Source organism: Nesterenkonia natronophila (genome assembly GCF_003595215.1).
GTDB lineage: Bacteria > Actinomycetota > Actinomycetes > Actinomycetales > Micrococcaceae > Nesterenkonia > Nesterenkonia natronophila.
On the sequence record NZ_QYZP01000001.1, the window covers coordinates 1,057,798 to 1,083,751 of the forward strand.

Here is a 25,954-nt window from a genome sequence, read left to right on the forward strand (position 1 = left end):
ACCTGTGACTGACCTGTACTATGACGACGACGCCGACTTGGGCCTGCTCAGCGGCAAGACCGTAGCCATCATCGGATACGGATCTCAAGGGCACGCACACGCCCTCTCCCTGCGCGACTCCGGGGTGGACGTCGTGGTCGGGCTCAAGGAGGGCTCATCCTCCAGGGCCAAGGCTGAAGAGCAGGGACTGAAAGTGGCCACCGTGGCTGAGGCGGCCAAGACCGGAGACATCGTCATGATGCTGGTGCCCGATCAGTACCAGGCCGAGGTCTACACCGCTGAGATCGCCCCGAACCTCGAATCAGGCAATGCCCTGTTCTTCTCCCACGGGTTCAACATCAGGTTCGGTTACATCCAGCCTCCGGCCGATGTCGACGTCGCCATGGTTGCGCCCAAGGGCCCAGGTCACGTGGTACGCCGCGAGTACGAAGCAGGCCGCGGAGTACCCGCCCTCATTGCAGTGGAGCAGAACCCCTCAGGTCATGCCAAGGAGCTCGCGCTGGCCTACGCCAAGGGCATCGGCGGAGCCCGCGCGGGCGTCATTGAGACGACCTTCACGGAGGAGACCGAAACCGACCTCTTCGGCGAGCAGGCAGTGCTCTGCGGCGGCGCCTCCCAGCTGGTGCAGTACGGCTTTGAAGTGCTCACCGAAGCCGGATACAAGCCGGAGATCGCGTACTTCGAGGTCCTTCATGAGCTGAAACTGATCGTTGATCTGATGGTTGAAGGCGGCCTGACCAAGCAGCGCTGGTCGATCTCCGACACCGCGGAGTTCGGCGACTACGTCTCCGGTCCACGGGTCATCTCGCCAGAGGTCAAGGAAAACATGAAGGCTGTGCTCGCCGACATCCAATCCGGTGCCTTTGCAGACCGGTTCATGAACGATCAGCGCACCGGCGCCAAGGAGTTCCAAGAGCTGCGGGAAAAGAACCAGAGTCATCCCATCGAGCCCACAGGACGCGAGCTGCGCAAGCTGTTCTCGTGGATCCCCAACGATGACGACTACACCGAAGGCACTGCCGCCCGCTGAGCACAGCTTCGTTACCGAACAGTATTAGAGTGAGTGGGGGCCGATGGCGGCATCGTCGGCCCCCACTCGTCATTCATCAGTGATTCGAACAAGAAGGAACCCGTGAGCACTCGCCCCGTCGTAGTCCTAGCCGAAGAACTCTCGCCGGCCACCGTTGAGGCCCTGGGCCCCGACTTCGAGATCCGCCAGTCCGACGGTACGGACAAGCCCCGCCTGTTTGCAGACATCGCTGAGGCCGACGCCCTCATGGTGCGCTCGGCGACCAAAGTTGATGCCGAGCTGCTCAGCCACGCAAGGCAGCTTAAGGTGGTCGCACGGGCCGGAGTCGGCCTGGACAACGTCGACATACCTGCTGCCACCTCAGCCGGTGTCATGGTCGTCAACGCCCCCACTTCCAACGTCCTCTCGGCGGCTGAGCTCACCTGCGGACACATACTTGGTCTCGCGCGCAATATTTCCCCAGCTCACCAAGCTCTGAAGGCCGGAGAGTGGAAACGGTCAAGGTACACCGGCGTGGAGCTTTCGGAAAAGACCCTAGGAGTCATTGGGCTTGGTCGAATCGGGGGACTGGTTGCTGAACGGATGGCCGCTTTCGGTATGGAGATTCTCGCGTATGACCCCTATGTCACCTCAGCTCGAGCCCACCAACTTGGTGCCAAGCTGGTCAGCTTGGACGAGCTCTACGCGCGAGCCGACGTAGTCACGATCCATATGCCTAAGACTCCGGAGACTGTCGGCATGCTCAATGCCGATGCCTTCGCGAAGATGAAGGACTCCGTCTTCCTCATCAACGTCGCCCGTGGGGGACTCATCGACGAAGCTGACTTGGAGGCCGCCCTGGCAGCAGGAACCATCGGTGGTGCTGCGGTAGATGTTTTCGCTACTGAACCCGCGACCGATCTGCCTTTCTTCTCCCACGAGAGCGTCGTCGTCACCCCCCACCTGGGGGCCTCCACCCATGAGGCCCAGGAGAAAGCCGGGGTCTCCGTGGCCCGCTCGGTGAGACTGGCCCTGGACGGTGAATTGGTGCCCGACGCGGTCAATGTCGCGGGAGGAGCGATTGACCAGTTGGTCCGTCCCGGCATTCCTTTGATGGAACGTCTGGGCCGCGTGCTGACCGCTTTGGCCACGGACGCATTGACCGACATCGAGACGGAAGCTGCGGGAGAGATCGCTGAGCTTAACGTCTCCGCTCTGCAGCTCGCCGCGCTGAAGGGCGTGTTCACTGACGTTGTCAACGATCCGGTCAGCTACGTCAACGCACCTGTGCTGGCTGAGCAGCGGGGCATCTCCACCCGTCTGACCACCACTACTGAGGTTGAGGATTACCGCAATGCGCTCACCATCCGTGCCGCCACATCCTCAGGGGAGCAGCTCTCCGTGCGCGGCACACTGACCGGCCCCAAACAGATACAGAAAATCGTGGGCATCAACGGCTACGACTTGGAGATCACACTGACTGACCACCTAGTGGTCTTCGAATACGGCGACCGGCCCGGCGTGGTGGGGACGCTCGGCCGGATTCTGGGCGAGCACCAGGTCAATATCGCAGGCATGCAGGTCAGCCAGAATACGAAGGAAGGCCGGGCGCTGGCCGTGCTGGCGGTCGATACGGCGCTGCCGGCGGGAGTGCTGGAGGCCATCGCGTCTGAAGTTAATGCCGCACTGGCCGCTGAAGTGGACCTGGAAGAGAGCTAGGAAGCACCGATGGCGTCTCGCCCCTCCTATTACTTGACCACTGCGATCACCTACCCGAATGCGGAGCCGCATATCGGTCATGCTTATGAGTACATCTCTGCCGATGTGATGGCCCGGTTCAAGCGGCTTGACGGTTTCGACGTGCGGTTCCTCACCGGCACGGATGAGCACGGGCAGAAGGTGCAGCAGACTGCCGAGCGGGAGGGGCTGACCCCCTACGAGCTCGCCACTCGGAATGCCCAAGCAATCAAGCGTGTCGACGACGAGGTGCTCGGCATCTCCTACGACAGGTTCATACGGACCACCGACCAAGACCACTACGAGGCCTCACAGGCCATCTGGCATCGCATGGTGGATGCCGGCGACATCTATCTGGATAAGTACGCCGGTTGGTATTCGGTGCGCGATGAGCGATTCTTCGCCGAGGATGAGACTGAGCTCCGACAGGACGGCCAACGGTACGCCGCGGAGACTCAGACCCCGGTGACATGGACGGAGGAGGAGAGCTACTTCTTCCGACTCTCCTCCTATCAGGAGAAACTCCTCGAGCTCTACCGGACCCACCCGGAGTTCGTTGCTCCGGCCACCCGCTTCAACGAGGTCATCCGGTTCGTCGAAGGCGGGCTGGAGGACCTGTCGATCTCCCGGACCACTTTCGACTGGGGCGTCCCAGTGCCCAAAGAGCTCACGGCTGGCGAGACCGACCTCAACCATGTGATGTATGTCTGGGTCGATGCGCTGACCAACTACCTCACCGGCGCCGGATTTCCGCACACCGATTCCGAGGAGTTCCAACGGCGCTGGCCTGCGGATCTGCACATCATTGGCAAAGATATCTCCCGATTCCACTGCATCTTCTGGCCAGCATTCCTCATGAGCGCAGGTCTCGCGCTGCCGCGCCGGGTGATGATCCACGGGTTCCTGCACAATGCAGGGGAAAAGATGTCCAAATCCGTCGGCAATGTGGTGGCCCCAGCTGCCTGGACGCAGACCTATGGGCTCGACACCGTACGGTTCTTCCTGCTGCGCGAGTTCCCCTACGGCCAGGACGGTTCCTACACCCACGACGCTGTGGTCGGGAGGAAGAACTCCGACCTCGCCAACAATCTGGGAAACCTTGCGCAGCGTTCGCTGAGCATGATTGCCAAGAACTGTGATGGGGCCATCCCCGAGCCCGCAGAGCTGCTGCGGTCGGATGTCGAAATCATCGAGCAGGCCGACTCCCTTCTGGCACTCTCTCGGGAGGCCTACCAGAGCCAGCAGTTCCACCGGGCGCTGGAGCGCACATGGTATGTACTCGGTGAAGCGAACGCGTACTTCGCCGAGCAGGCGCCCTGGAAGCTGAAGAAGACCGACGAAGCCAGAATGCGCACGGTGCTCTACGTCACCGCTGAGGTGCTGCGCAGAGTGGCACTGCTCATCCAAGCTGTCATGCCGACCTCTGCCACCCAGTTGTTGGATGCACTCGGTGTCGAGCCCGACGGTGACGCCGGCGCCACCAACGCCTCCAACGTCGGACCTCGGTCCTTCGCCGCTTTCAGGGACAAGCTGGTCCCTGGCACGCCCATCAGTAAGCCGCAGCCCATCTTCCCCCGCCATGAGGAGCCTCAGGAGACGTGATGAACCAGACTTTCAGCATCGCCATGATCGGAGGCGATGGGATAGGCCCTGAGGTAGTCGCTGAGGCGCGCAGGGTGCTCGACGCTGCACTGGAGAACGAGGATGCCACGCTGCGCTACACTGCGTATTCTCTGGGCACCGGGCACTGGTTGGAAACAGGGGAGACCCTCCATGATGAGACTCTGGAGAAGCTGCGTGAACACGACGCCATCCTTTTCGGAGCCGTGGGCGCCGATCCGCAGGACAAGCGGATCCCCTCAGGGGTGGTCGAGCGCGACCTATTGCTGAAGCTGCGCTTCGAGCTAGACCACTACATCAACCTTCGTCCCACCCGGACGTATCCTGGAGTCTCCACGCCGCTTGCGGCAACGGATGAGTTCGACTTCTTGGTGGTGCGCGAAGGCACGGAGGGACCCTACGTGGGAAATGGTGGGAGTCTGCGCCGCGGCACTGAGCATGAGATCGCGACCGAGGTCTCGGTCAACACGGCGCACGGTGTGCAGCGCGTGGTCGCTGATGCCTTCAACCGAGCCGCCTCCCGCCGGGGTCATATCACCCTGGTCCACAAGCACAATGTGCTCACCCACGCCGGGGGTCTCTGGCGGCGCAGCGTGGAGGAGCATGCGGCTCGTCACCCTGAGGTGAGTTGGAACTACATGCACATCGATGCGGCCACCATCCATATGGTGGCCGATCCACAGCGATTTGACGTGATCGTCACCGACAACCTCTTCGGCGATATTCTTACCGACCTGGCAGGAGCTGTCTCCGGTGGCATCGGAATGGCTCCCTCGGCCTCCATCAATGGCGCAGGCACAGCACCTTCAATGTTCGAGCCCGTCCACGGCTCAGCGCCCGACATCGCAGGTCAAGGTATCGCCGATCCCACCGCAGCCGTGCTCTCCGCCGGACTGATGCTTGAGCACCTCGGCCTGAACGGTGCGGCAGGACGCATCGAGCGCGCCGTAATCACCCAACTCAGCGAATGGGCCGAACGAAGCGCTGGTACGGCTCTCGGCACAGCCGAGCGCGGAGACGCCTACGTCAGTAGAATCAAGACACTGACGGACTAGAAAGGGCTCACCTATATGCAGTTCGAGATCTCCGACCATCCCGCGCCGCGTTCAGCCGAACAGATCCAGAAAGTGCTGGCCGACCCCGGCTTCGGCGTCAATTTCACCGACCACACCGCCGTGATCGACTGGACCGATCAGGACGGCTGGCACAATGCGCGGGTAGAGCCTTACGGTCCCATCACCCTGGACCCAGCAGCGGCGGTGTTGCACTACTCCCAGGAAGTCTTCGAGGGCATGAAGGCGTATCTGCACAGTGACGGCAGCATCTATACCTTCCGACCCCATGCCAACGCCGCGCGGATGAACAAGTCTGCCCGCCGGATGGCGCTTCCCGAGCTTGATGAGCACGACTTCGTAGCATCACTGGAACAACTCGTCACCGCAGACAAAGCCTGGGTGCCCGGCGGAGAAGGGGAGGCGCTATATCTGCGGCCCTTTATGTTCGCCACCGAAGCCTTCCTCGGCGTCCGGGCTGCGAAGGAAGTCAGCTACCGGGTGATCGCCTCGCCAGCGGGTAACTACTTCGGTGGAGAGCTCAAGCCGGTGCGCATCTGGGTCTCCCGTGACTACGTACGGGCAGCTCCCGGAGGCACCGGTGAGGCCAAGACCGGCGGCAATTACGCGGGCTCACTCGTCGCTCAGCAGCAAGCGGCTGAAAAGGGTTGTCAGCAGGTGCTGTTCCTGGACCCGCTCCATGAGAACGCTGTGGAGGAGCTGGGCGGAATGAACGTCTTCCTCGTGACCAATGACGGTCGGCTGCTGACTCCGGAGCTGACCGGCACGATCCTCGAAGGGATCACCCGTTCATCGGTCATCCAACTGGCCAAAGACCGGGGGCTCACTGTAGAGGAGCGGCGCATCACCCTGGACGAATGGGACCAAGGTGTTCGCAACGGGCAGATCACCGAGGCGTTCGCCTGCGGCACGGCGGCCGTCATCACTCCGATCGGCGAACTGGTCGACGGTGAACACAGCATCGCCTCTACCGGAACAGGAGAGGTGACTCAGGCTCTTCGTGAGGAGCTTCTCGGCATTCAAACCGGCACCGTGGAGGACCGCCACGGTTGGCTCCATCGATTGGCGTAAGGCTCAGCCCCCGTGGCCTGCAGGTCGTCGAGACCGAGGGCCCGAGGCTGAAGCCTTCAGCTCCACACCGACGGCCACCAGAGCGATAGAGTATCTCCATGCGCATTGCACGATTTGTCACTGATTCTGACCCCGCCTACGGCGTCGTCACCGGGGAACCGGGAGAACAGACGATCATCCAGCTGGCCGGCGACCCCTTCTACCAGGGCATTCAGGAGACCGGACAGACTCACAAGCTCGACGACGTTCGGCTTGTGGCCCCCATCATTCCGCGGTCCAAGCTCATCGGTGTCGGAAAGAACTACGCCGATCACGCTCAGGAGATGGGTGGGGAGCTGCCAGCCAGCCCTCTGCTGTTCCTCATGCCCAACACCGCGGTGGTGGGCCCCGACGAGCCGGTGAAGCTGCCCAGCTTTTCCGACGAGGTCAGCTATGAGGCAGAGCTGGCTGTCGTGATCGGCCGGATCTGTAAGGACGTCCCACTGGACCGTGTCCCAGAGGTGATCTTCGGCTACACAGTTGCCAATGACGTCACAGCCCGCGATGCTCAGCGCACGGACAAGCAGTGGGCGCGCGCCAAAGGCTTCGACGGGTCCGTTCCGCTGGGCCCATGGATCGAAACCGAGTTGGAGCCGGAGGGACTGCGGATCACGGGCACGCACAACGGCAAGACCGTCCAGGACGGCAACACCGCGCACATGGTCTTTGGTGTCCCCGAGTTGGTCTCCTACATCTCCGAAGCGATGACCCTCCTGCCTGGTGACGTGATCCTCACAGGCACCCCGGCCGGTGTGGGACTGGTGTCTGACGGTGACACATTTGAGGCGACCGTGGAAGGCATCGGTACGCTGCGGAACACGTTCAGGGTGTAGCCGCAGCATCTACCTCCCCCGCAACACCGAGCCAGAGGTCCGTAACGACGTATAAGGAGAGCACCACCCTGTGATGAGCGCACCTGCGGCTGGACCCTCAGAAATTCCCGCCGTGAATCCAAGCACTCCGGTGCGGGTCCGGTTCTGCCCTTCGCCGACCGGCACCCCCCATGTGGGGCTGATCCGCACTGCCCTGTTCAACTGGGCCTACGCTCGGCACACCGAAGGGAAACTCGTCTTCCGGATCGAAGACACTGATGCTCAGCGGGATTCTGAAGAGTCCTATCGGCAACTCCTCGAGGCGCTGCGCTGGCTGGGCATCGACTGGGATGAGGGCGTGGAGACCGGTGGTCCGCACCAGCCGTATCGGCAGTCCCAACGCATGGACATATACGCTGACGTGCTCGGGAAGCTCCAATCCGCTGGCTACGTCTATGAGTCATTCTCAACCCCCGAAGAAATAGAACAGCGGCATCGGGCGGCCGGACGCGACCCTAAGCTGGGATACGACAACCACGATCGTGAACTGACCCAGAAACAGGCCGATGCCTTCCGCGCCGAGGGCCGGGAGCCGGTGCTGCGTCTGCGGATGCCTGATGATGACATCACCTTCACAGACCTTGTCCGTGGTGAGATCACCTTCAAGGCTGGCTCCGCACCGGACTTCGTGGTCGCCCGCGCCAATGGGCAGCCGCTGTACACACTGGTCAACCCGGTCGACGATGCGCTGATGGAGATCACGCACGTGCTGCGCGGTGAAGACCTACTCTCCTCGACACCGCGCCAGATCGCTCTCTACCGAGCGCTCTACGCGGTGGGGGTCGCTCAGCGCATGCCGGCTTTCGGACACCTGCCATACGTGATGGGGGAGGGGAACAAGAAGCTTTCCAAGCGTGATCCCGAGTCGAACCTTTTTCACCATCGCGATCGCGGCTTCCTCCCAGAAGGCCTGCTCAACTACCTAGCGCTGCTGGGCTGGTCGCTGTCCGCCGATGAAGACATCTTTACGGTGGATGAGCTCGTCGAAAAATTCGACATCACCGACGTGCTCGGGAACCCGGCACGATTCGACGTCAAGAAGGCTGAGGCCATCAACGGCACCCACGTTCGCCGGCTGAAGGCAGAAGACTTCCGCGACCGGCTCGTCCCGTACCTGCGCGCTCTGGACCTGGTGGGGCAGGAACTCACCGAACGGGAGGCGCAGCTGCTAGATGGGGCGGCACCGCTGGTTCAGGAGCGCATTGCTCTGTTGGCTGAAGGTGCCGACATGATGGGCTTCCTCTTTGTTGCAGACGAGGAACTTGAGGTCGAGGACAAGGCCTTCAGCGGACTGGGGGATCAGGCCCTGGAAACCCTCGACGCCGCCACGGCAGCTTTGGAGACCATCGACGAAGCCTCCTGGAACACCCAACAGATTGAATCTGCTTTGCGGGAGGCGCTCATCGACGGTTTGGGATTGAAACCGAGAAAAGCCTTCGGCGCCGTTCGTTCGGCAGTATCGGGTCGCAAAGTCTCACCGCCACTGTTCGAGTCCATGGAGCTGCTGGGAAAGGAATCGTCGATGAAGCGATTAGAGCGATTCCGAAGTCTGGCGGAGGCACGGCACTGAGTTGTGACTCTTGCTGGCAGTCATGTAATATTGAGTGCTGTTGCGCTGGCTGCGCTGGCAAACATTGGGCTATGGTGTAATTGGCAACACGTCGGTTTCTGGTACCGTTATTCTAGGTTCGAGTCCTAGTAGCCCAGCGCTCTGATTTGAGGATCAGGCAGGCATCCTGCTAGGATGATCTGGCCCTCGGCGACGAGGGCATTGTTGTGAGACGAGACTTTGGGTCTCCAAGTGCTGCAACAATGCAAGACACAATTTCATAGGGCCCCATCGTATAGCGGCCTAGTACGCCGCCCTCTCACGGCGGTAACGCGGGTTCGAATCCCGCTGGGGTCACTAATGTGAAGTGTCAAGACATCGTTCTGTCGGTGTCTTGGCACTTTTCTTTTGGAGGGTCAGGCATGGCTCTGGGACAGGCTTTCGCGGCTTGTGAGTCGCCCGCCGATTTTCTCTGCGTAAGACCCTCGCAGATCCGTGAGCTACGTGTGGCCTAGGTGGTGCACTGCAGCAGTGGGAGTCGCGGATAACCCCTGGCCGACACCTCTTGACCTGGAGACGGCAAGGGTCTCTCATAGAGTCATTGACTCAGTCTCGTGTCAACTCCAACACAGGGTGCTGGCCAGTGCGACTCAGACGGACGCACCCGGAAGAGAGCTTGTCATGGTGCGCATGCTGCTTCAGGCCGCGATCAATGTGGTGACGGCCGCCGTCGCAATGCTGGTGGCCGCAGGCTTGATCGATGGCGTCACCGTCAAGTTGGCGGGATTCGTCACCGTTGTCCTCGTCTTCGTCCTAGCACAGGCCGTCTTGGCTCCCTTTGTGTTCAACATGGCCCGTCAGTACGCTTCCGCGATCCTCGGGGCGGTGGGATTGATCTCAACCTTGCTGGCCGTGTGGGTCGCTACCCTTGTGTCGGACGGCCTCACGCTCTCAACGCCGATGGCCTGGATCTTGACGCCCCTGGTGGTCTGGATCATCACCGCTTTGGGTACTTGGATCCTTGGGTATCTTGTGCTTGAGCGGTGGTGGGACAAACGCACTGAGGAGAAGAAGATCCGCAGGGCACTCTCATGAGGCCCATTTGGTCAGCGGCCTGCTGCCTCGGTGATCCTGGATAGGCGACACCCAGAGCGATGGAGGGTGTCAACAGCCGGGAGAGACCGACTGCGACCATGCTGGTCAAGTTGTCTGTCCCGGCGATACTTGTCGGGGTCCTCTCGGGGCTGGGCCTGTTTCTCGTAGAAGGAACGGCGCACCTGCTTCAGCTTGTCATCTGGAGGGACTTCCCGGGCCTCTTTAATCTTGATCCCGACTCCGGCTGGTACGTCTTCGCAGTCCTGAGCCTCGTGGGACTGGCGGTCGGTGTGGTCTGCACACTCGCGCCCGGCCGCGGGGGGCCTGACTCCGCCACCGTGGAGCTATTGACGCCGCCCCTGCCGCTCACTGCCGTGCCGGGCCTCCTTCTGGTGAGCCTGCTGGTGCTCGCTGGAGGCGTCAGCCTTGGTCCAGAATCGCCCATCATCGCTATCAACATCGCGATCCTGGTGGCGCTGCTCAGGAGAGTATGGCCGAGCATCGACGTGAAGCTCGTCATGCTAATGACCGCCGCGGGAACTATTGGGGCACTATTTGGAACACCAGTGGCCGCCGCGCTGGTCTTGACCGGGGTGCTGGCGGCTGCTGACACCGGTGGCGCGCTCTGGGACAAACTCTTTCTGCCGCTCCTCGCCGCGGGGGTCGGCTCCTTGACGATGCGGATGCTCGCTGGCCCTCAATTCGGGCCCACGGACATACCACCCCTCGGGGTGCCACACCCGTCAGATTTCTTGACCGGAGCCGTGGTCGCCTGCACCGCCGCACTGGTCATTCTCGTGGGGGCCTCAGCATTTCGGTCGCTGCATGCGGCTTTTCGCAGATTGCGCAACCCCCTCCTTTACACCACCTTGGGCGGTGTCATCCTCGGTGGTCTCGGAGCCCTCGGTGGTCCGATCACGCTGTTCTCAGGCGGTCAACAGATGGCAGATCTTATCCGGCATGCTGAGGACCACACCACCGCACAGCTGTTGCTCATCATTGCGGTGAAGCTGGCGGCGCTGCTAGTGGCGGCCACGGCCGGCTTTCGCGGAGGCCGGATCTTCCCGGCGATCTTCATTGGGGCAGCAGTCGGCCTCGTGGCTCAGTCACTCATGCCTGACATCCCGCTTGGCCTCGCGCTGGCCTGCGGGATCCTCGGTGCCGTGCTTGCTGAATCCAGAGACGGGTGGCTCGCGCTGTTCATCGCCGTCGTCGTGGTCGGTGATGTCTCGATCCTGGCTCTCCTCTGCCTGGTGATTCTGCCCGTGTGGCTTCTTGTCACGGGTGCCCCGAAAATGTTGGTTCGAACTGCGGACAATCAGGAATCCCTGTGACTCCCGTCTCGTCCGCTGAGTTCCGTTGGTCGGAATCACTCACCGGGTCCTAAGGTAGTGCTCTGTGAGCACTCAGACCTCCTCCCAGACCTCCGTGCCCAGGCGACTCGGGACCCTAGACCGGTATTTCCACATCACTGCCCGTGGATCGAGTATCGGCCGTGAGGTGCGCGGAGGCCTGGCCACTTTCTTGGCGATGTCTTACATCATCGTGCTGAATCCGCTGATCATCGGCGCCTCAGCCGACTCCACTGGCAACTTCCTCGGAGGTGGCTCAGAGCCGAATCTGCCCGCCGTTGCGGCTGCGACCTCGCTGATCTCTGGTCTGATGACCATCCTCATGGGCGTGATTGGCAAGTTCCCCATGGCGGTCTCTTCTTCCCTGGGGCTCTCCGCTTTCATCACCTACGGCATCGTGGTGCTTCCCGGCATGACTTGGGCCGATGCCATGGGGCTGGTGGTCATAGAAGGTGTGATCCTTCTGGTCCTGGTGCTCACCGGCTTCCGATCCGCTATCTTCAACGCCGTCCCCGGCGCGCTCAAGATTGCGATAAGTGTGGGCATCGGGCTGTTCATCGCCCTGATCGGAATGGTCAACGCCGGTTTCATCCAGAACAATGGCAGTGCCGGACTGGAGCTCGGCGTGGGCGGTTCCCTGTGGGGCTGGCCCATCCTCATCTTCCTCGTTGCAATGTTCGCCCTCTTCGCCATGTGGGCGGCCAAGATCCGCGGCGCGATCCTCTACTCGATCGTGGGTGCCACGGCCCTGGCGATCACGCTGGAATCGGTGCTCCGCGTTGGTCCGCGTACCGCTGAGGACGGCACTGAGAACCCCTACGGCTGGGGCCTGACCGTGCCAACGCTCAACCAGGACTGGCTGACCATGCCGGACATGAGCCTGCTGGGTGACTTCAACCTGCTGGGCTCCTGGCAAAGCATCGGTGTGGTCGCGGCCACCCTCACGATCTTCACCTTGCTGCTAGCCAACTTTTTCGACCTGCTGGGCACAATGGTGGGAGTCTCCAACGCGGGCGCGATCAAGGATGACGCCGGTGAGATCCCGCACTCCCGTCGAATTATGGTTGCCGACGCGGTGGGCACGATTGGTGGCGGTGTAGGTTCTACCTCTGTCAACTCCGGATTCATCGAGTCCACCGTGGGAGTTGGTGACGGCGCCCGGACCGGTCTGGCCAATGTGGTTACCGGAATCTTATTCCTGGCCACCATCGTGCTGGCCCCGCTGGCCGCCGTAATCCCCACCGAGGCCGCCTCGGCCACCCTGGTGCTGGTTGGATTTCTGATGATGCAGCAGATCGTACGAATCGAATGGACCGATGTGGAGATGGCGATCCCCGCTTTTATGACCATCGTGGTGATGCCTTTCTCCTACTCGATCACCAACGGGATCGGCGCAGGCTTCATCAGTTACGTGGGAATCAAAGTTTTCCGCGGCAAATGGCGTGAGGTGCACCCGCTGATGTACGTCACCGCGGCACTTTTCGTGCTCTACTTCATCTCCGGGCCCATCCAGGAGGCTCTGGGGGTTGGCTGACCTCCGCGTGCAGATTTGGGAGACCTGGTGTCCTACTGCGCGGCGGTGAGAGGATGGTGCTGTGAAAGGGGAATGACATCATGGACGCCGTCATCGTTTACGAGTCCGCGTGGGGGAATACCAAGGCCATCGCCGAGGCGGTGGCGGAAGGAATTGCCGCCACCATAGATGTGGGTATGGTCCTCGACGTCAACTCCGCTCCGCCCGCTGACTCGGTCGCTGCCGATTTGCTCGTGGTCGGTGCACCGACCCACGCCTTTGGGCTGAGCCGACCCCAGACTCGCGAGGAGGCCTCTCGGCGGGGCGGACACCCCGGGGACATCGGACTTCGGGAGTGGATCAACACCGCAGAGGGCCTCCGTCTCCCGGTCGCAGTGTTTGACACGCATGTCCGCCGACCGAACCTTCCGGGTGCGGCAAGCAACAAAGCTGCGAAGTTGTTGCGTAGGCGCGGCGCGTCGCTCGTGGCCAAACCGGAAAGCTTCTACGTCGATGGGTACGAGGGGCCGGTGCTCCCCGGGGAGATCGACCGGGCAACGAAATGGGGCGTCGAGTTGGCGCGCCTGCTGCCACAGTCCTCCCGTGGTGCTTGATCTGTGCGCTGTGCCCGCTCTACGCTGTGCCCGGTGGTTGTCTTGGTGACGCGGGCCTTCCTCGGTCTCGGCAAGTTGAGCGTACGGGCCTGCGAGAGCTGGCTTGGTGCACTGAAGCTTCTCGCTTCGGGGGATGACCCTCGGTCCCAACTGGGGAGCCCCAGGTCAGAGGGGGTAGGGTGAAGTATGGCTCAGATTGGAGCGACCGAAGTCGACCCCCTGCAACTTGCAGTTGAGCATCACCGCCGTGCAGAGAGCCCGCTGCTCGTGATCGTGGGTCCTTTCGGTTCAGGCAAGGGTCGCCTGGTGGAACGTCTTGAATTTCGTCTAGCCTCTTCCTTCGAAATGTGTCCGACGGCCGCACGCCCCGGAAACTACCTGAGCAGGCGCCTGACTGTGTTCGATGTTGCGGGGGTCCACACTCCACAGGACGCTGCGCGGCATCTTCTGGACCCCGGACGGCTCGCGGGCCACGCTCAGGGGACTCGTAAGCGAACTCTCGTCTTTCGTGACGTGGACCTCTTCGACGAAGACTCTCTCGAAGCTCTGCAGATCACGATTAGTGCGCAGCGGGTTGGTGTCGTGATGACCGGTTCTTCCGAGTCCAGGATCAGCCGCCGATTCGGCCGCACTCTCCGGGGGTCCCGGGGTCTGCGACTCGCGCTGTCAGCATTGTCCGATGATGAGGTTCGCGGGTTGTTGGGAGAAACGCTCGGTGCAGAGCCGACTCTCGCACTGAGCGAATATCTCAAGGGGGTCACCGGTTGTTTCGCTGAGGACCTGCGGATGGTCGCCCTCAGCGGGTGCGCTGAAGGTTGGATCGCGCTCACCGACGGCCGCAGCGCGCTGCTGCGTTCTCCGATCTGGTTGGACCGCAGAGCTGCCCAGGTTTTCTGCCAGGAGCTGGAGGGCGTCCTCAGCGGAGCAACGGTCGACCTGCTGCGGCAGGTCGCGCTTGCCGAACGTGTACCCACCCTGAACCTCTTGTCCGATGCCGCGACCCGGGACACGGTTGACTGGTGCGAAGAGGCCGGACTGCTGCGCTTCAACGGCGGATACACATCCGTGACGCGTGAGTGTCACCGACATCCGCTGGTTCTGTCGCCGGGAGACGAGCAGCTGGGCGAATGGGAAACAGCAGCTGACATCCTGCATCAGCAAAGCTGCGCACCCTCCCCGGAGAATGAGGCGGCTCTCTTGTCAGCGAAGGAGCATCTTGAGCGGGGTCTGCTGGAACAAGCACAGTTTCTGCTCAGCGGCATGCCGAGTGGAGACCCCCGAGTCTCCAGCGTCAAGGCCAGTGTGCTCGCCGTCAGCGGCGCACCACGGGCGGCACTGACCGCGTTGGTTCGGGGAAACTCAGAGGCTGTTGTTCCTCCTGACGTGGCCGCACTGGAGACATTTGTGCGCTCTGCGCTGCTCTCTCTGCCCTCCAGCGGCACCTCTAGCATGGCGCAGGTTGCCCAGCGAATGGGTGAATTGGATGACTTCCATCCCCACGCATGGTTGCAAAAGTATCCGGCCCCGTGGGAGCCGCTGGTCGCGTACTGCCCCAGTCGTTCCCCTCGTCTGGGATACCGGCAGCCCGAGGTTGAGGCTGAACTTTTGGCGCATGCGACACTCGCCGCTTTCGACGCTTATGCAGCAGTGCTAGCGGGAGACGTGAGACGCACAACCACCTCCTTGGGGGTGATCATGAGTGTCAGCGCTGCAGAACTACCCATTGTTGCTTTGTCGTGGATTCTGGAACGCGTCGGACTCACCCGCATTCTGGGGGTCCCCAATGAAGAAGTGCTGCCTGAACAGTGGATAACGGATGAAACGCCCGACCGCCGTTTGCTGCACGCCGTGACGGCGCAGGCCCTCAGCGTCCTAAAGGGAATCTTTTGCGGCGTCGATGCGGAGACTCTGCGCTTGGAGTTGAACGACCTATGGCTGCAGTTCGAGGTCGGCTTGCCTTTGGGCAACCTCTCACGCAGGCTTCTGGAGGCGTTAGATTTCGTGGTGTCAGGCCGTCGATCCGAGGAGGTCTTCGGTCCCACTGGGCACATACCCTCGGCGATAGGAACGACATTCAGGGATGTCTGCGCGGATGTAGTAGCGCTCATGGGGCGTCTGCTGCACATCTCAGCAGATGAGCTGATCCCCGCCTTGACCGCGAGCGCAGCCCAACGGCCGCTGGCCCCCGGGATGCAGCGCACCGCTATGCGATGCCTGCTGCTGCGACGGACCACAGAGCTGCCCGCGCATGTGTTGCACCCGCTGATGAGGATCTCCCAGGATTCCGGTGTTGAGCCAGAGGTTATTCAGGCCGTTCAGTCGTACCTGGAGGATCCTGGGTCAGCAGGCCGAGAGCTTCTCCTTCGAGGTGTGCCAAATCACCCAGCGTTTAGATTCTGTGTGGACAGGCGTGAGACTGCTGACGGCACTCGACATCTGCTCCACGATTACGCGGAGCGGTTGTCGGAAAGAGAGACTGACGTGGCGGCTCGCCTGATCAACGGCTTCAGCGCCGGTGAAGTGGCGCAGGAGCTCGGCATATCGGTGCGGACCGTTCAGGCGCACATCCGGAGCATCTACCGCAAGCTCGGTGTGGGTTCCCGGCTTCAGTTGCTCGCACTATCCACCGGACACGGAGACACTACATGAGTCTGCATACTCGGCTGGTTGAGTCTGCAGCCCTGGATCCTGGACCGGAACTGGCAGAGGATATTCTCGCCGTCCCATGCTCGCAAAGTGTCGCATTGACCCTTCCGGGTCTTTGGGGTTTGGATGACGTCATTGCCGCGCTCAGCCGCCGTGTTCCGACTCTTCATGTTGATGTCACGCACGGATCCGCCACGGGGACATGTGCACTCAGCAGAGCGTTGCCCGAAGCTGACTTTGGGGAATCCGTTTCAGAGTCCCCCTCTTTGCAGGATCGGTTGGCGCAGTGGGCTCACCGTGGCCTCACAGAGAGCGGGCGGGTTCCGTGGTTAGTGGCAGAGTCTGCGCACAAGATGGACGAACGGACGGCCGCGCTGCTTCAGGACTTCGTGCTCCGGGGTGCGCTGCGGCTTGTCCTTCCGAGGAGACGTCAGGCAGAGGTCTCAACCCTGGCGACCGTCTTGGAGCAGGGAGGCTGGCTTAGTGAGCTGGCTCCGCAGCTGTTGCGCAAACAGGTCTTGGAGAGCGCTTTGGAAGCTCATATGGGCACGCACGTCTCCCTTACGGCACAGCGCCAGATACTCCACCTAAGCGGAGGACACGTACCTCTGGCCCGGCGTGTGGTGGACATCGCGGTCGCCCAGGGAGTTCTGCAGCGGCGCGAGGACATGTGGATGTGGGAACCGGAAGAGGGCGCCCTGGGTGCCGCGTTGGCTCGCGAAAGCGCTGATCTCTTCAGTGGACTCGACGAGGCAGAGCAGAACCTGCTGATCCTGACTGCTATTGCAGGCAGGATCCCGGAGCAGTGGGCCGTGGAAGAGTTCTCCGATGAGGTTGTGCTCAGCCTCAAGAACCAATCGATACTCGGCCCGGACCACAAGGCGCCTTTGGGCGCTTTGGAGTTGCGGGTGCACCCTGCGGCTCTTCGCGACGCCGCCCGGGGCGCTACTCGTGAGGCAACAGCTTCGCGACTTTGGTTCGAATACGGCAAGAGGATCCCTCGCGCGGCCGGGGGCCCCTTGGCGGAGGCGGCGCTTGTCTGTTGGGCGGCGCGTTCAGGAGAACCGATAACACAGGGCTGTGCCGAATTTGCGGCCCAGGTGTGCATTGAGCAGGGCTGGTACGACCAGGTAAAACACCTCAAACAGGCGCTGGCCGCGGTGCCACCCTTCATGAGGATGTTGGGCGCGCGCGCGGACTCAGCACTCGGCGACATCGCCGCTGCCGTCCATGAGCTGCAGCAGGTCGCGGAGGAGGCCGAAAACTCGGCTGGATCAGGAATCGACGAGATGACTCAGCGCGGTGCGGTTACCCTGCTTCGGCGCATCAGCCTGTTCCATCCCGAGGTCGCCTTGCCTACCTTGGACAGACTTACGAGGGTGGGCCCGCGAGGGCAGACACCGTACTTAGACCGTGTGGTGGAGGCAACCGAGACCCCGGACACTGAGAAGTGGCTGCGGGAACTGGTTCAGGCGCGGCGCTTCGGGGGCTGGGCGGAGGCGGTCACAGCCCAGCTCTGGGTCGGTGTGAAATTGGGGCTCAGACGGCATCCGGAGCTGGGTCGGCTGGTTCTTTCCTCCCTCCTGGATGAGTTGGTCCGTGAGGGTGGGCAGTCCGACGTCGAGGAGACCGTCGTGGCCGTTCTCCTGATGATTATGATCGTGCAGGGATGGCGCACAGACATGATCCGCGTGGACTTCCACACGTGGAACGGAAGGGCTGTTCGCGGACCGGTCCTTCCCGGAGTGACCAATCTGGTCGCGGCAATCGTCGCCATGCAGCAGGGAAAAATGTACAGTTCGCGTCAGCACGCTTCGGCCGCTATGCGTGCCTTCAGTATCAGTGATCCCTACGGGTTGGGTCCCTTCAGTGCCTCATTTGCGATGGCTGCTTCGGCTTTCACGGATGCTAGGACCTCCGCGCAGACTCGCCGTGATTGCGCTCCACTGGTAGGTGAAGGACCAGTGCGGCGGGGGCTTCCGTCGTTGCGACTTGCGACGGAGGGGATGGCGTTGATTGGCAGCGAGCCAGCAGATGAAGACGTGGCGTCAATGCTCGTGAGGTTAGCGATCCAAGCAGCTGAAGAGGACGAGTGGATCCAGGAACAGCAGCTGCTTCTGTTGGCGACGCTGGGTATGTCTGCTGATGCCGCTGGCCGTGTGTTGGAGGCCCCGTGGGGTCATCAACCTGGCCGGCCCAGCATGATTTTCATGCTCGCTGAAGCTCTGACCACCACCGATGACCACGCCGCCCTCGAGACCGCAGAGGTGTTCATTGGCGCCAAATCGCAGCACTTCGGGTTGGTCATTCTCTCAGCTCTGTGGGCCCGCCGAGATGAGCTTTCCGCTGAGATCCGCGCTCGCATAGCCAAGACAGTTATGGCGCAGCGCCACGAGGCGACAGAGCCCTCGTGGATTCTGAACACGTTCGACGACCTGACATTGTGCGCGCGCGAACGTTCGGTGCTGGAGGGCCTGCACCGTGGAGACTCCACCCGCGTCATTGCCCGCGCCCTCAACATCTCTCCGCGCACCGTCGAAGCCACGGTTTCCGCGATGCTGCACCGATTCGGCTGCGCCAATAGGGTCGAGCTCATCTCGCTTGACCTGCTCGCCAGCTGAGATAACGCTGGCCCCGCAGCCGGGGTCCTACCGGCACTGAAGTCGTGACCTCCCCGTCCCACCGCTGTGTAGGTGCCCCCTTCGGCGCTTTATCGCGTATCTGCGGAGGCGACCCAAGAGCGATTGCGGTGAGCACCTAGTGGTCAGCCTCCGCTATCGCGGACTACGCGCAGCGATGAGAAAGACCATCGCATAACTGATTATTCATAATTGTCATCTCTAGTAAAAATAACTATTACCCCTGAATAAGACTCAAAATATTCTTGATTCAGCGTCCTAAGCGGCGCTTATTAAGACGTTTTCAGGGGGAAACATGCGTAATACTGGTGCAACGGCGCCTGGTCAAAATTCGGTCATCCCGTATGCCTGTCCCAGCGGCACTCAAAGTCGCGGCACACCGTATCGAACGCCTCTGCTTGATGTGGAAGTCACACAACTGAGTGCGGAAGACATGAGTCAGCGGATCTCCTCAGAGCTGAGTGAAGGACACCAGCTGACGATACTTGCACATCGGCGCAACGCTGGCTATCTGCTACCAACCGACGCGGAATTCTCCAAGCCGAACCACGACCTCGATGCTGTCGTGGTTGAGGATATGCCGGTCCGAGCGGCGGTCCTGCTGAGCAGAGCGATCCGGATGTACAGATCGCAGAGTTCCTCCGGGCGCACCGGACCTACGGACTGGCTTGCACTGGGGACTCTGCTGCCCATGGTCGAGCGCGTCGCCTGTCTCGGCGTTCTCCCCCGATCCGCTCAAACAGCGATTGAGGAGCTGGAGGCCCAGACCACAGCTCGGGTGATGGGTATAGCGGTGGATCCATGGCCTGGTCCGGAGGCGCCCGCGGTGACGGAGCAGATACTGAGTTTCAGCCCGCAGGTGGTGCTGATCGGTACAGGGACGCAATGTACTCGCATCGGTCTTTGTTATTGGGCTGCTTGGGAAACTGAGCAGGTGATGGCATGATCACGGTTGTCATTCCCGCCCACAATGAAGCCAGCGCGCTGCCGGCCACCATAGCCAGCCTCCGGGGACAGACCACACCGCCCAATGGGATCCTCGTAGTCTCGGACAACAGCACCGACGACACAGTAGCCGTCGCCCGATCCTGTGGTGTGGCAGTGATGGAAACCATAGGCAACACTGCTAGGAAGGCTGGCGCGCTGAACCAGGCCCTAGGGACCCTCACCCGAGCTGGTCTGGTCCTGATTATGGATGCAGACACCGAGCTGGTGCCGACTTGGATCGACACCGCGCTCAGGGCGCTTCAGGACCCAAGAGTGGGCGCTGCTGGTGCAGTCTTTCGCGGTCACACACCTACCAGCTACTTGGAAGTCTGTCAGTACCTGGAATGGTCCCGTTATGCGGAAGAAGGACGGCGTAAGGGCAAGACGTTCGTGCTCTCCGGCACAGCGGCGCTGATCCGATGGGAGGCTCTGGAGGATGTTCGCAGGGCCACCGGTCGCTGGTACTCGGAGGATTCCATCACGGAGGACATGGAGATCACACTGGCCCTGAAGTCGGCCGGGTGGGAACTCCGATCCCCGCCGGCGTGCTCGGCCGTCACTGAGATGATGCCGACGGTTAAAATGTTGTTCTTCCAGCGCCGACGGTGGAATCTCGGCGCACTGCAAAACGTCTCTGCCTACTGGGGAACTCCCGTGGTGCGGCCGTATGTCCGCCAACAGGTCATGCTCGCTGTATCAGTCATCCTGCTCTGGGGGCTGATTCTTTTCACAGTTATTGCTTTAGCCCTGAACGGGCCCGTCCCACCTCAGCCTTTTTGGTTGGCCGTCGGTGCAATTTTTGTGACGGAGCGGGTCCTCACTGTCTGGGATGAACCCATACGCTACCGGCTGTTCGCCGCTCTGGTACTCCCAGAACTGACCTACGCGGTGATTCTCCAATCCACTTACTTGGCGGCTGTCTGGCAGAAACTCACAGGCTCCGCTGGGACGTGGCAGCACGTCACCCCGCAAAAGGCCTCCGCTTGAGTCCCAAGAAGACGACCCATGGCCGCGTCAGCCCTGCTGGCTGAAGAACTTCCGCGCCGAACGCGCTGGAGAAATCGACATCATCATCGAGACTAAGGAGAAGAACAATGTACGGATCAGATCAGTCCCAAGTCGCAGCCCTGGCCGCCACCGGCACCGTGCTAGGCGTCGGCTGGCATTTCATAGCGTTCGGGGTCCTCATCATGGCAGGCTTGACGATGGTCACCATCGCCTCAGTCCTCCATCATCGGGCGCGAGGCGAGCGATAACCCTATGTGAATGATGGCAGGTCTCCTCCGGGAGGGCTTTGTGCTCCTGAGAGGAGACCTGCTCGTTCACGTTCTCAGACCGCCCTCCGGCGGTGGGACCCCCTGCCTGCCGTCGGAGGGCTTCACCCTGTCCATCGGCTATGCAGCGCCTGACAGGGCCCCGAGGAGATCTGCATAGAGGTCCTCGGGGTCCTCGATGCCGACCGAAAGCCGGATCAGCCCCTCCGGGACAGTAGGCGGCTCGCTGAGATGACGCCTACGCCGCTCAGCCAGGGACTCCACCCCGCCCAGACTTGTGGCAGGAGTCCAGACTTTCATATGCTCCAGAACGGCGTCGGCGATGGTCTGGTTCGAAGTCACCATGGTGATGATCGCTCCGAACCCAGTCAGCTGCGAGGCAGCACGTTCAAACTGCGGATGATCCGGCAGCCCGGGGTAGGAGACCCCAGTGAGCGGAATACTGTCATTATTGACGAGCTCGCTGAGCCGGGAAGCCAGGTAACCGGCATTGCGTTCGGCGGCATCCAACCGGACCGCAAGAGTCCGCACTCCTCGCAGCGCCAGGAAGACCTCCATCGGCCCAGGAATGGTCCCGTGCATACTCCTATGCCCATGGAGTGTGGCGTAGAGCTCCTCATCGCTGGTGACGGCAGCTCCCATGATCACGTCGGAGTGCCCGGAGAGGAACTTAGTGACTGAGTGGATCACCACATCAGCTCCGTACTGAAGTGGATTCTGCCGGAGGGGAGTGGCAAAGGTGTTGTCCACCGCCGTTCTCACCCCGAGGCGCTTGGCCTCGGCAATCAGGACTGGGAGATCTGCGACTTCCAACATCGGGTTGGTCGGCGATTCGATCCAGAGCAGGGCGCTTGTCCCGGCGGATTCAGCCTCAGTCGCGGCATGCCGGACGGTGGCGAGCACCTGGTCGGTGGCGGCGATATCCACCCGATGCAGTGCGAACATTCCTTTTCCAGCCATCTGTGTCGCCATCGATGAGAAGCCCTGGTAGGCGTGCTGCGGCATAATGAGGTGTCCGCCCAGCGGCAGCTGGCTGATCATTGCGGAGATGGCTGATTGGCCGGACGAGAACAGCAGGCCGTGGGTGCCGCCCTCCAGCTCGGCCAGCAGCTGTTCCAACGGCTCAAAACTGGGAATACCTTCGCGTGCATAAGCCTGCGAGTACTGCACGCTCGGGCGGTAGCTGTAGGTCGAGGTGAAGTCGACTGGATGGTTCACCGGCGAATTCGGTTCGTGGGGGCGTCCCGCGGCGACTACTCGCGTGCGTTGCTGGTGTCTCATGGCCATGGGAATCAGACTAGCGAATCCACTGGTCGAGTCTGCTCATAGCACGATCCAGGACCTCATCGTCCTTGCAGAAGGCGAAGCGGAGCATGCCATTCAGCGCGCTGCCAGTGTCCCGCTGGGTACTGGGCAGGGTCAATGCGGAGACTGGAATTGCACCAACCCCGGCGCGCTCGACCAGCTCCACTGCGAACTCAGCTGCAGTCTTGTCCGTCACGGGAGATACGTCGGCGAGTATGAAGTAACCTGCGGCCGGAAGGTATGGCCGCAGGCCTGCTTCCATCAGACCCGACATCACCAGATCACGTGTGCGCTGGAGCTGCTCTTGGTTGGCTGCGAAGAACCCTCGGTCGTCTCCCAGGCCTAGGGCCGTGGCCCATTGGTATGCCGGGGCGGAGGTGAAGGAAAGGAATTGCTTGACTCCCCGTACGCGGTTGACCAGGTCCGGGCTGCCGGTCACCCAGCCCACCTTCCACCCAGTCAGGGAGAAAGACTTGCCGACTGAACTGACCGCGACGGCTACTTCCTCTGCCCCGGGGACGGACAGTACCGGGGTGTGGGCTGCGTCGTCGAATACCAGGTGTTCATACACCTCATCACTCATCACTACGGCGCCGGCCTGACGAGCGATCTCCACAATTTCGGTGATCTCCGCTGCTGTGAACAGCGCACCAGTCGGATTGTGCGGTGAATTCAACAGGATCATCGATGTTCGCTCAGTGACTAGGGCACGCAGCGCGGCGAGGTCCGGCCGGAAGTCTGGCGCAGTGAGCGGCACAGTCCGCAGCTCAGCCCCGGCCAACCCCACCATCGCGCCATAGGAGTCGTACCAGGGTTCGAACGTCACCACCTCGCTGCCAGGCTCCGAGAATGCCAGGATGCTTGCGGCAATGCCCTCAGTGGCGCCGGTGGTGAACAACACCTGCTCGCTCGGGTCCAACTCCACACCGTAGTGAGCCTGCTGATGAGCGGCCACTGCTTCACGCAGAGCGGGCAGCCCGATGCCTGGAGGGTACTGATTAGTCGGGCCGGCCTCAGAGGTGATCGCCTCAGCAGCTGCCGCGCGCATCCACTGCGGGCCCTCCGCGTCTGGGAATCCCTGTCCGAGATTGATGGCCCCCGCCGCTATAGACGCCGCAGTCGTGCGTTCGTACACGGTGGGCAGGACGACACCTGCGCCGTGATCGTAGGTGTTGGCACCGGCAGCAGCTCGGGCCCAGGGAGGGGTAGGCATGGGTTCATCGTAATCGTGAGCGCCACCAAAATTTTGCCCGTGACAAGATGACCTTCATGACAGTCGATTCGCGAACCGTCTCCCAGGCGGGGGAGGACGCCATGGTGGCGGCAATCTGCCAGATCATTGATCCGCACAACGCGGAGCATGCCGGCTTACTGCTTGGGCCCGGGGACGACGCCGCAGTACTGTCCTGTACCAGCGGCCAGCCGGTCCTCACCACCGACACGCTCAGTGCCGACCAGGACTACCGGCGCACATGGTGGGAGGGGAGGCCCATGGAGGAATGGCCACGGGACCTTGGCACCAAAGCCGCAGCGCAGAATCTCTCCGACCTCAACGCGATGGGCGCCACGCCCATCGCGCTCCTGGTCAGCCTCACGCTGCCGCCAGAATTTACAGTGCAATGGGTGCAAGACTTCTACGCAGGGGTGGTTCGGGCATGCAGTCAGCCCGGGGCCATGGGGTGTGCGGTGGCGGGCGGAGATCTCGGTTCGGGTGCCGATATGTCGGTCACGATCACAGCAGTGGGGGAACCCCACCAGCCGGGCCGCCTGCTCAGGCGCTCCGGCGCTCGGCCCGGCGATATTCTCGGTGTCTGTGGGCGGCTGGGTTACGCTGCGGCCGGTCTGGCCCTGCTGGAGCAGGCAGTGGCTTCCGCCGACCGAGGAGCCGGCTTGGAGGTTCAAGGAGCAGCCGCTGGCCTCCTAGCGGAGTGTCTTGAGGCGCAGAAGCGGCCTCAACCCCCGCTGACAGCTGGTGCAGCGGCTCTGCGCGCCGGGGCTACCGCCGGGATGGATCTCAGCGACGGGTTACTTCGCGACGCAGGCCGTCTGGCTCGCGCCTCCGAAGTGAAGATCACCCTCGATGAGGCAGCGCTAAACGCTGAGGCGCGATCCCTCGAGCCCGTGGCTCAGCACTGCGAAGGCGCGCCCTACTCCGCGGCATCGGATTGGGTCGTCAGCGGCGGCGAGGACTTCGGACTACTTGCCACTTTCCCCTCCCCAGCAGAGCTCCCTGAGGGCTTCCGCATCATCGGTCACGTCGCTGAGACTGCCCCGGGTGAAAGTGCCGGTGCCGTTCTTCCCGGGTGGACAGGCGCCCCAGGCTGGGACTCTATGCGGGGTTAGCCTCACCGGGAGCCACTCAGCTGTCTTGTGCTTTTCTGCCGAGTTGGGTGAAGGTCCAGCCTGCGTTTTCCCAGTGGTGGGGGTTCAGGACGTTGCGGGCGTCGATGATGCGTCGGGTGGTGACTTGATCGTTGAGGTCTTCGGGGGTGAGGGTTTTGAATTCGTCCCATTCGGTGGTGAGGATGACTAGTTCTGCCCCGGTGACGGCCTCGTTGAGGGTGTCGGTGTAGGTGATGCGGGGGTAGCGTTTGGCGGCGTTGTGGTTGCCTTGGGGGTCATAGATGGCCACGTCGGCTCCGGCGTTGAACAGTCGGGCGGCCACGTCGAGGCCGGGGGAGTCGCGGACGTCGTCGGAGAGGGGTTTGAAGGTGATCCCGAGTACGGCGATCTTTTTGCCGATGACGTTTTGGTCGAGGGTGTCGAAGGCCAGGGCGACGGTTTTTTTGCGGCGGCGGAGGTTGATTTGGTCGACTTCGTCGAGGAAGCGCATGGAGTGATCGAGTCCTAGTTCGGCGACCCGGGTTTGGAGGGCGCGGATGTCTTTGGGCAGGCACCCGCCGCCGAAGCCGACTCCGGCGTTGAGGAATTTGCGGCCAATCCTGGTGTCGTGGCCGATGGCATCGGCCAGGGTGGTGATGTCTCCGCCGACGGTTTCGGTGACTTCGGCGAAGGCGTTGATGAAGCTGATCTTGGTGGCCAGGAACGCGTTGGCGGCGACTTTGACCAGTTCCGCGGTCTGATAGTCGGTGCTGATCCAGGGGGTGTCCCGGTCGAGGGCCTCAGCGTAGACGGCACGGAGGGTGTTCTCATCGTGGGTGTTGGTGGTGCCGATGACCAGCCGGTCGGGGGTGAGGGTGTCTTCGACGGCGAAGCCTTCGCGCAGGAACTCTGGGTTCCATGCCAGGGAGAGGTTGACCTCTGGGTGTTTGGTCTCGGCGATGAGGTCGGCCAGGCGGGCGGCGGTGCCGACGGGCACGGTGGATTTACCCACGATCAGGGCGTCTTTAGTGATCGCCCGGGCTAGGTCGGTGGTGGCGGTGTCGACGTAGGTCATATCCGCCCCGGTGCCGCCGCGGACTTGGGGGGTGCCCACGGCGATGAAGTGGACATCGGCCCAGGCGCCGACTTCATCGAGGTTGGTGGTGAAGCGCAGTTTCCCGCCGGTGACGTGTTTGCGGATCAGCTCAGGCAGTCCGGGTTCGTGGAAGGGGAGGTC

The 25,954-nt window shown here is 62.2% G+C and carries 20 protein-coding genes and 2 tRNA genes; 19 read left to right on the forward strand and 3 right to left on the reverse strand.

The window, feature by feature from the left end:
• The first annotated feature begins 4 nt into the window (after positions 1 to 4).
• The 18 genes from ilvC (at position 5) to D3250_RS11775 (ending at position 21,072) form a co-directional block, all read left to right on the forward strand.
• On the forward strand, positions 5 to 1,030 hold the full coding sequence (gene ilvC, locus D3250_RS04940; protein WP_119902178.1) for a ketol-acid reductoisomerase: 1,026 nt from the start codon (positions 5 to 7) through the stop codon (positions 1,028 to 1,030).
• A 102-nt stretch (positions 1,031 to 1,132) separates the two neighbouring features.
• Positions 1,133 to 2,728: a phosphoglycerate dehydrogenase gene (serA, locus tag D3250_RS04945; RefSeq protein ID WP_119902313.1), complete on the forward strand. Its 1,596-nt coding sequence runs from the start codon at positions 1,133 to 1,135 to the stop codon at positions 2,726 to 2,728.
• A 9-nt stretch (positions 2,729 to 2,737) separates the two neighbouring features.
• Complete coding sequence (gene metG, locus D3250_RS04950) at positions 2,738 to 4,348, forward strand: methionine--tRNA ligase (protein ID WP_119902179.1); 1,611 nt, start codon at positions 2,738 to 2,740, stop codon at positions 4,346 to 4,348.
• Entirely contained in the window at positions 4,348 to 5,421 is a 1,074-nt protein-coding gene (locus D3250_RS04955; protein WP_119902180.1) for a 3-isopropylmalate dehydrogenase, read from the forward strand. Before metG ends, D3250_RS04955 begins: the two co-directional genes overlap by 1 nt.
• A 15-nt stretch (positions 5,422 to 5,436) precedes the next feature.
• Positions 5,437 to 6,510: a branched-chain amino acid aminotransferase gene (locus D3250_RS04960; protein WP_119902181.1), complete on the forward strand. Its 1,074-nt coding sequence runs from the start codon at positions 5,437 to 5,439 to the stop codon at positions 6,508 to 6,510.
• A gap of 98 nt (positions 6,511 to 6,608) precedes the next feature.
• Positions 6,609 to 7,382 (forward strand): fumarylacetoacetate hydrolase family protein, encoded by a 774-nt coding sequence (locus D3250_RS04965; RefSeq protein ID WP_119902182.1) that lies wholly within the window; start codon positions 6,609 to 6,611, stop codon positions 7,380 to 7,382.
• A gap of 73 nt (positions 7,383 to 7,455) precedes the next feature.
• Positions 7,456 to 8,991, forward strand: a complete 1,536-nt coding sequence (gltX, locus tag D3250_RS04970) for a glutamate--tRNA ligase (RefSeq protein WP_119902183.1) — start codon at positions 7,456 to 7,458, stop codon at positions 8,989 to 8,991.
• A gap of 65 nt (positions 8,992 to 9,056) precedes the next feature.
• Positions 9,057 to 9,128 (forward strand) — tRNA-Gln (locus D3250_RS04975).
• 126 nt (positions 9,129 to 9,254) lie between these two features.
• Positions 9,255 to 9,327, forward strand: a tRNA-Glu gene (locus D3250_RS04980).
• 324 nt (positions 9,328 to 9,651) lie between these two features.
• The gene (locus D3250_RS04985; RefSeq protein WP_225973138.1) at positions 9,652 to 10,065 is read left to right on the forward strand and encodes a phage holin family protein; all 414 of its coding nucleotides are present in this window, start codon (positions 9,652 to 9,654) and stop codon (positions 10,063 to 10,065) included.
• A 98-nt stretch (positions 10,066 to 10,163) separates the two neighbouring features.
• Positions 10,164 to 11,399, forward strand: a complete 1,236-nt coding sequence (locus tag D3250_RS04990) for an ion channel protein (RefSeq protein WP_119902184.1) — start codon at positions 10,164 to 10,166, stop codon at positions 11,397 to 11,399.
• Between the two features lie 64 nt (positions 11,400 to 11,463).
• Complete coding sequence (locus D3250_RS04995; RefSeq protein ID WP_119902185.1) at positions 11,464 to 12,951, forward strand: NCS2 family permease; 1,488 nt, start codon at positions 11,464 to 11,466, stop codon at positions 12,949 to 12,951.
• Positions 12,952 to 13,031: 80 nt separating this feature from the next.
• On the forward strand, positions 13,032 to 13,544 hold the full coding sequence (locus D3250_RS05000; protein ID WP_119902186.1) for a flavodoxin family protein: 513 nt from the start codon (positions 13,032 to 13,034) through the stop codon (positions 13,542 to 13,544).
• A gap of 186 nt (positions 13,545 to 13,730) precedes the next feature.
• Entirely contained in the window at positions 13,731 to 16,193 is a 2,463-nt protein-coding gene (locus D3250_RS05005; RefSeq protein WP_119902187.1) for a helix-turn-helix transcriptional regulator, read from the forward strand.
• Positions 16,190 to 18,811, forward strand: coding sequence for a helix-turn-helix transcriptional regulator (locus tag D3250_RS11975; RefSeq protein ID WP_225973139.1), 2,622 nt, complete (start codon positions 16,190 to 16,192; stop codon positions 18,809 to 18,811). Before D3250_RS05005 ends, D3250_RS11975 begins: the two co-directional genes overlap by 4 nt.
• Positions 18,812 to 19,124: 313 nt before the next feature.
• Positions 19,125 to 19,775, forward strand: a complete 651-nt coding sequence (locus tag D3250_RS05015; RefSeq protein WP_498365835.1) for a WecB/TagA/CpsF family glycosyltransferase — start codon at positions 19,125 to 19,127, stop codon at positions 19,773 to 19,775.
• A complete protein-coding gene (locus D3250_RS05020; RefSeq protein ID WP_119902189.1) occupies positions 19,772 to 20,803 on the forward strand; it encodes a glycosyltransferase family 2 protein in 1,032 nt (343 codons plus the stop codon). Before D3250_RS05015 ends, D3250_RS05020 begins: the two co-directional genes overlap by 4 nt.
• 107 nt (positions 20,804 to 20,910) lie before the next feature.
• A complete protein-coding gene (locus D3250_RS11775; protein ID WP_158583072.1) occupies positions 20,911 to 21,072 on the forward strand; it encodes a hypothetical protein in 162 nt (53 codons plus the stop codon).
• A gap of 138 nt (positions 21,073 to 21,210) precedes the next feature.
• Here the strand turns inward: D3250_RS11775 and D3250_RS05025 are convergent, their stop codons facing one another.
• Both D3250_RS05025 and D3250_RS05030 read right to left on the reverse strand, forming a co-directional pair.
• Entirely contained in the window at positions 21,211 to 22,377 is a 1,167-nt protein-coding gene (locus D3250_RS05025) for a trans-sulfuration enzyme family protein (RefSeq protein ID WP_119902190.1), read from the reverse strand.
• Positions 22,378 to 22,387: 10 nt separating this feature from the next.
• Positions 22,388 to 23,608: an aminotransferase class I/II-fold pyridoxal phosphate-dependent enzyme gene (locus D3250_RS05030; RefSeq protein ID WP_119902191.1), complete on the reverse strand. Its 1,221-nt coding sequence runs from the start codon at positions 23,606 to 23,608 to the stop codon at positions 22,388 to 22,390.
• Positions 23,609 to 23,664: 56 nt separating this feature from the next.
• On the opposite strand from D3250_RS05030, the gene thiL reads away from it, so the two are divergent.
• Positions 23,665 to 24,738: a thiamine-phosphate kinase gene (gene thiL / locus D3250_RS05035; protein ID WP_158583073.1), complete on the forward strand. Its 1,074-nt coding sequence runs from the start codon at positions 23,665 to 23,667 to the stop codon at positions 24,736 to 24,738.
• A gap of 16 nt (positions 24,739 to 24,754) precedes the next feature.
• On the opposite strand, the gene D3250_RS05040 is transcribed toward thiL, so the two are convergent.
• Positions 24,755 to 25,954, reverse strand: a 1,200-nt coding sequence (locus D3250_RS05040; protein ID WP_147383482.1) for a UDP-glucose dehydrogenase family protein, incomplete at its 5' end; no start/stop codon positions are given.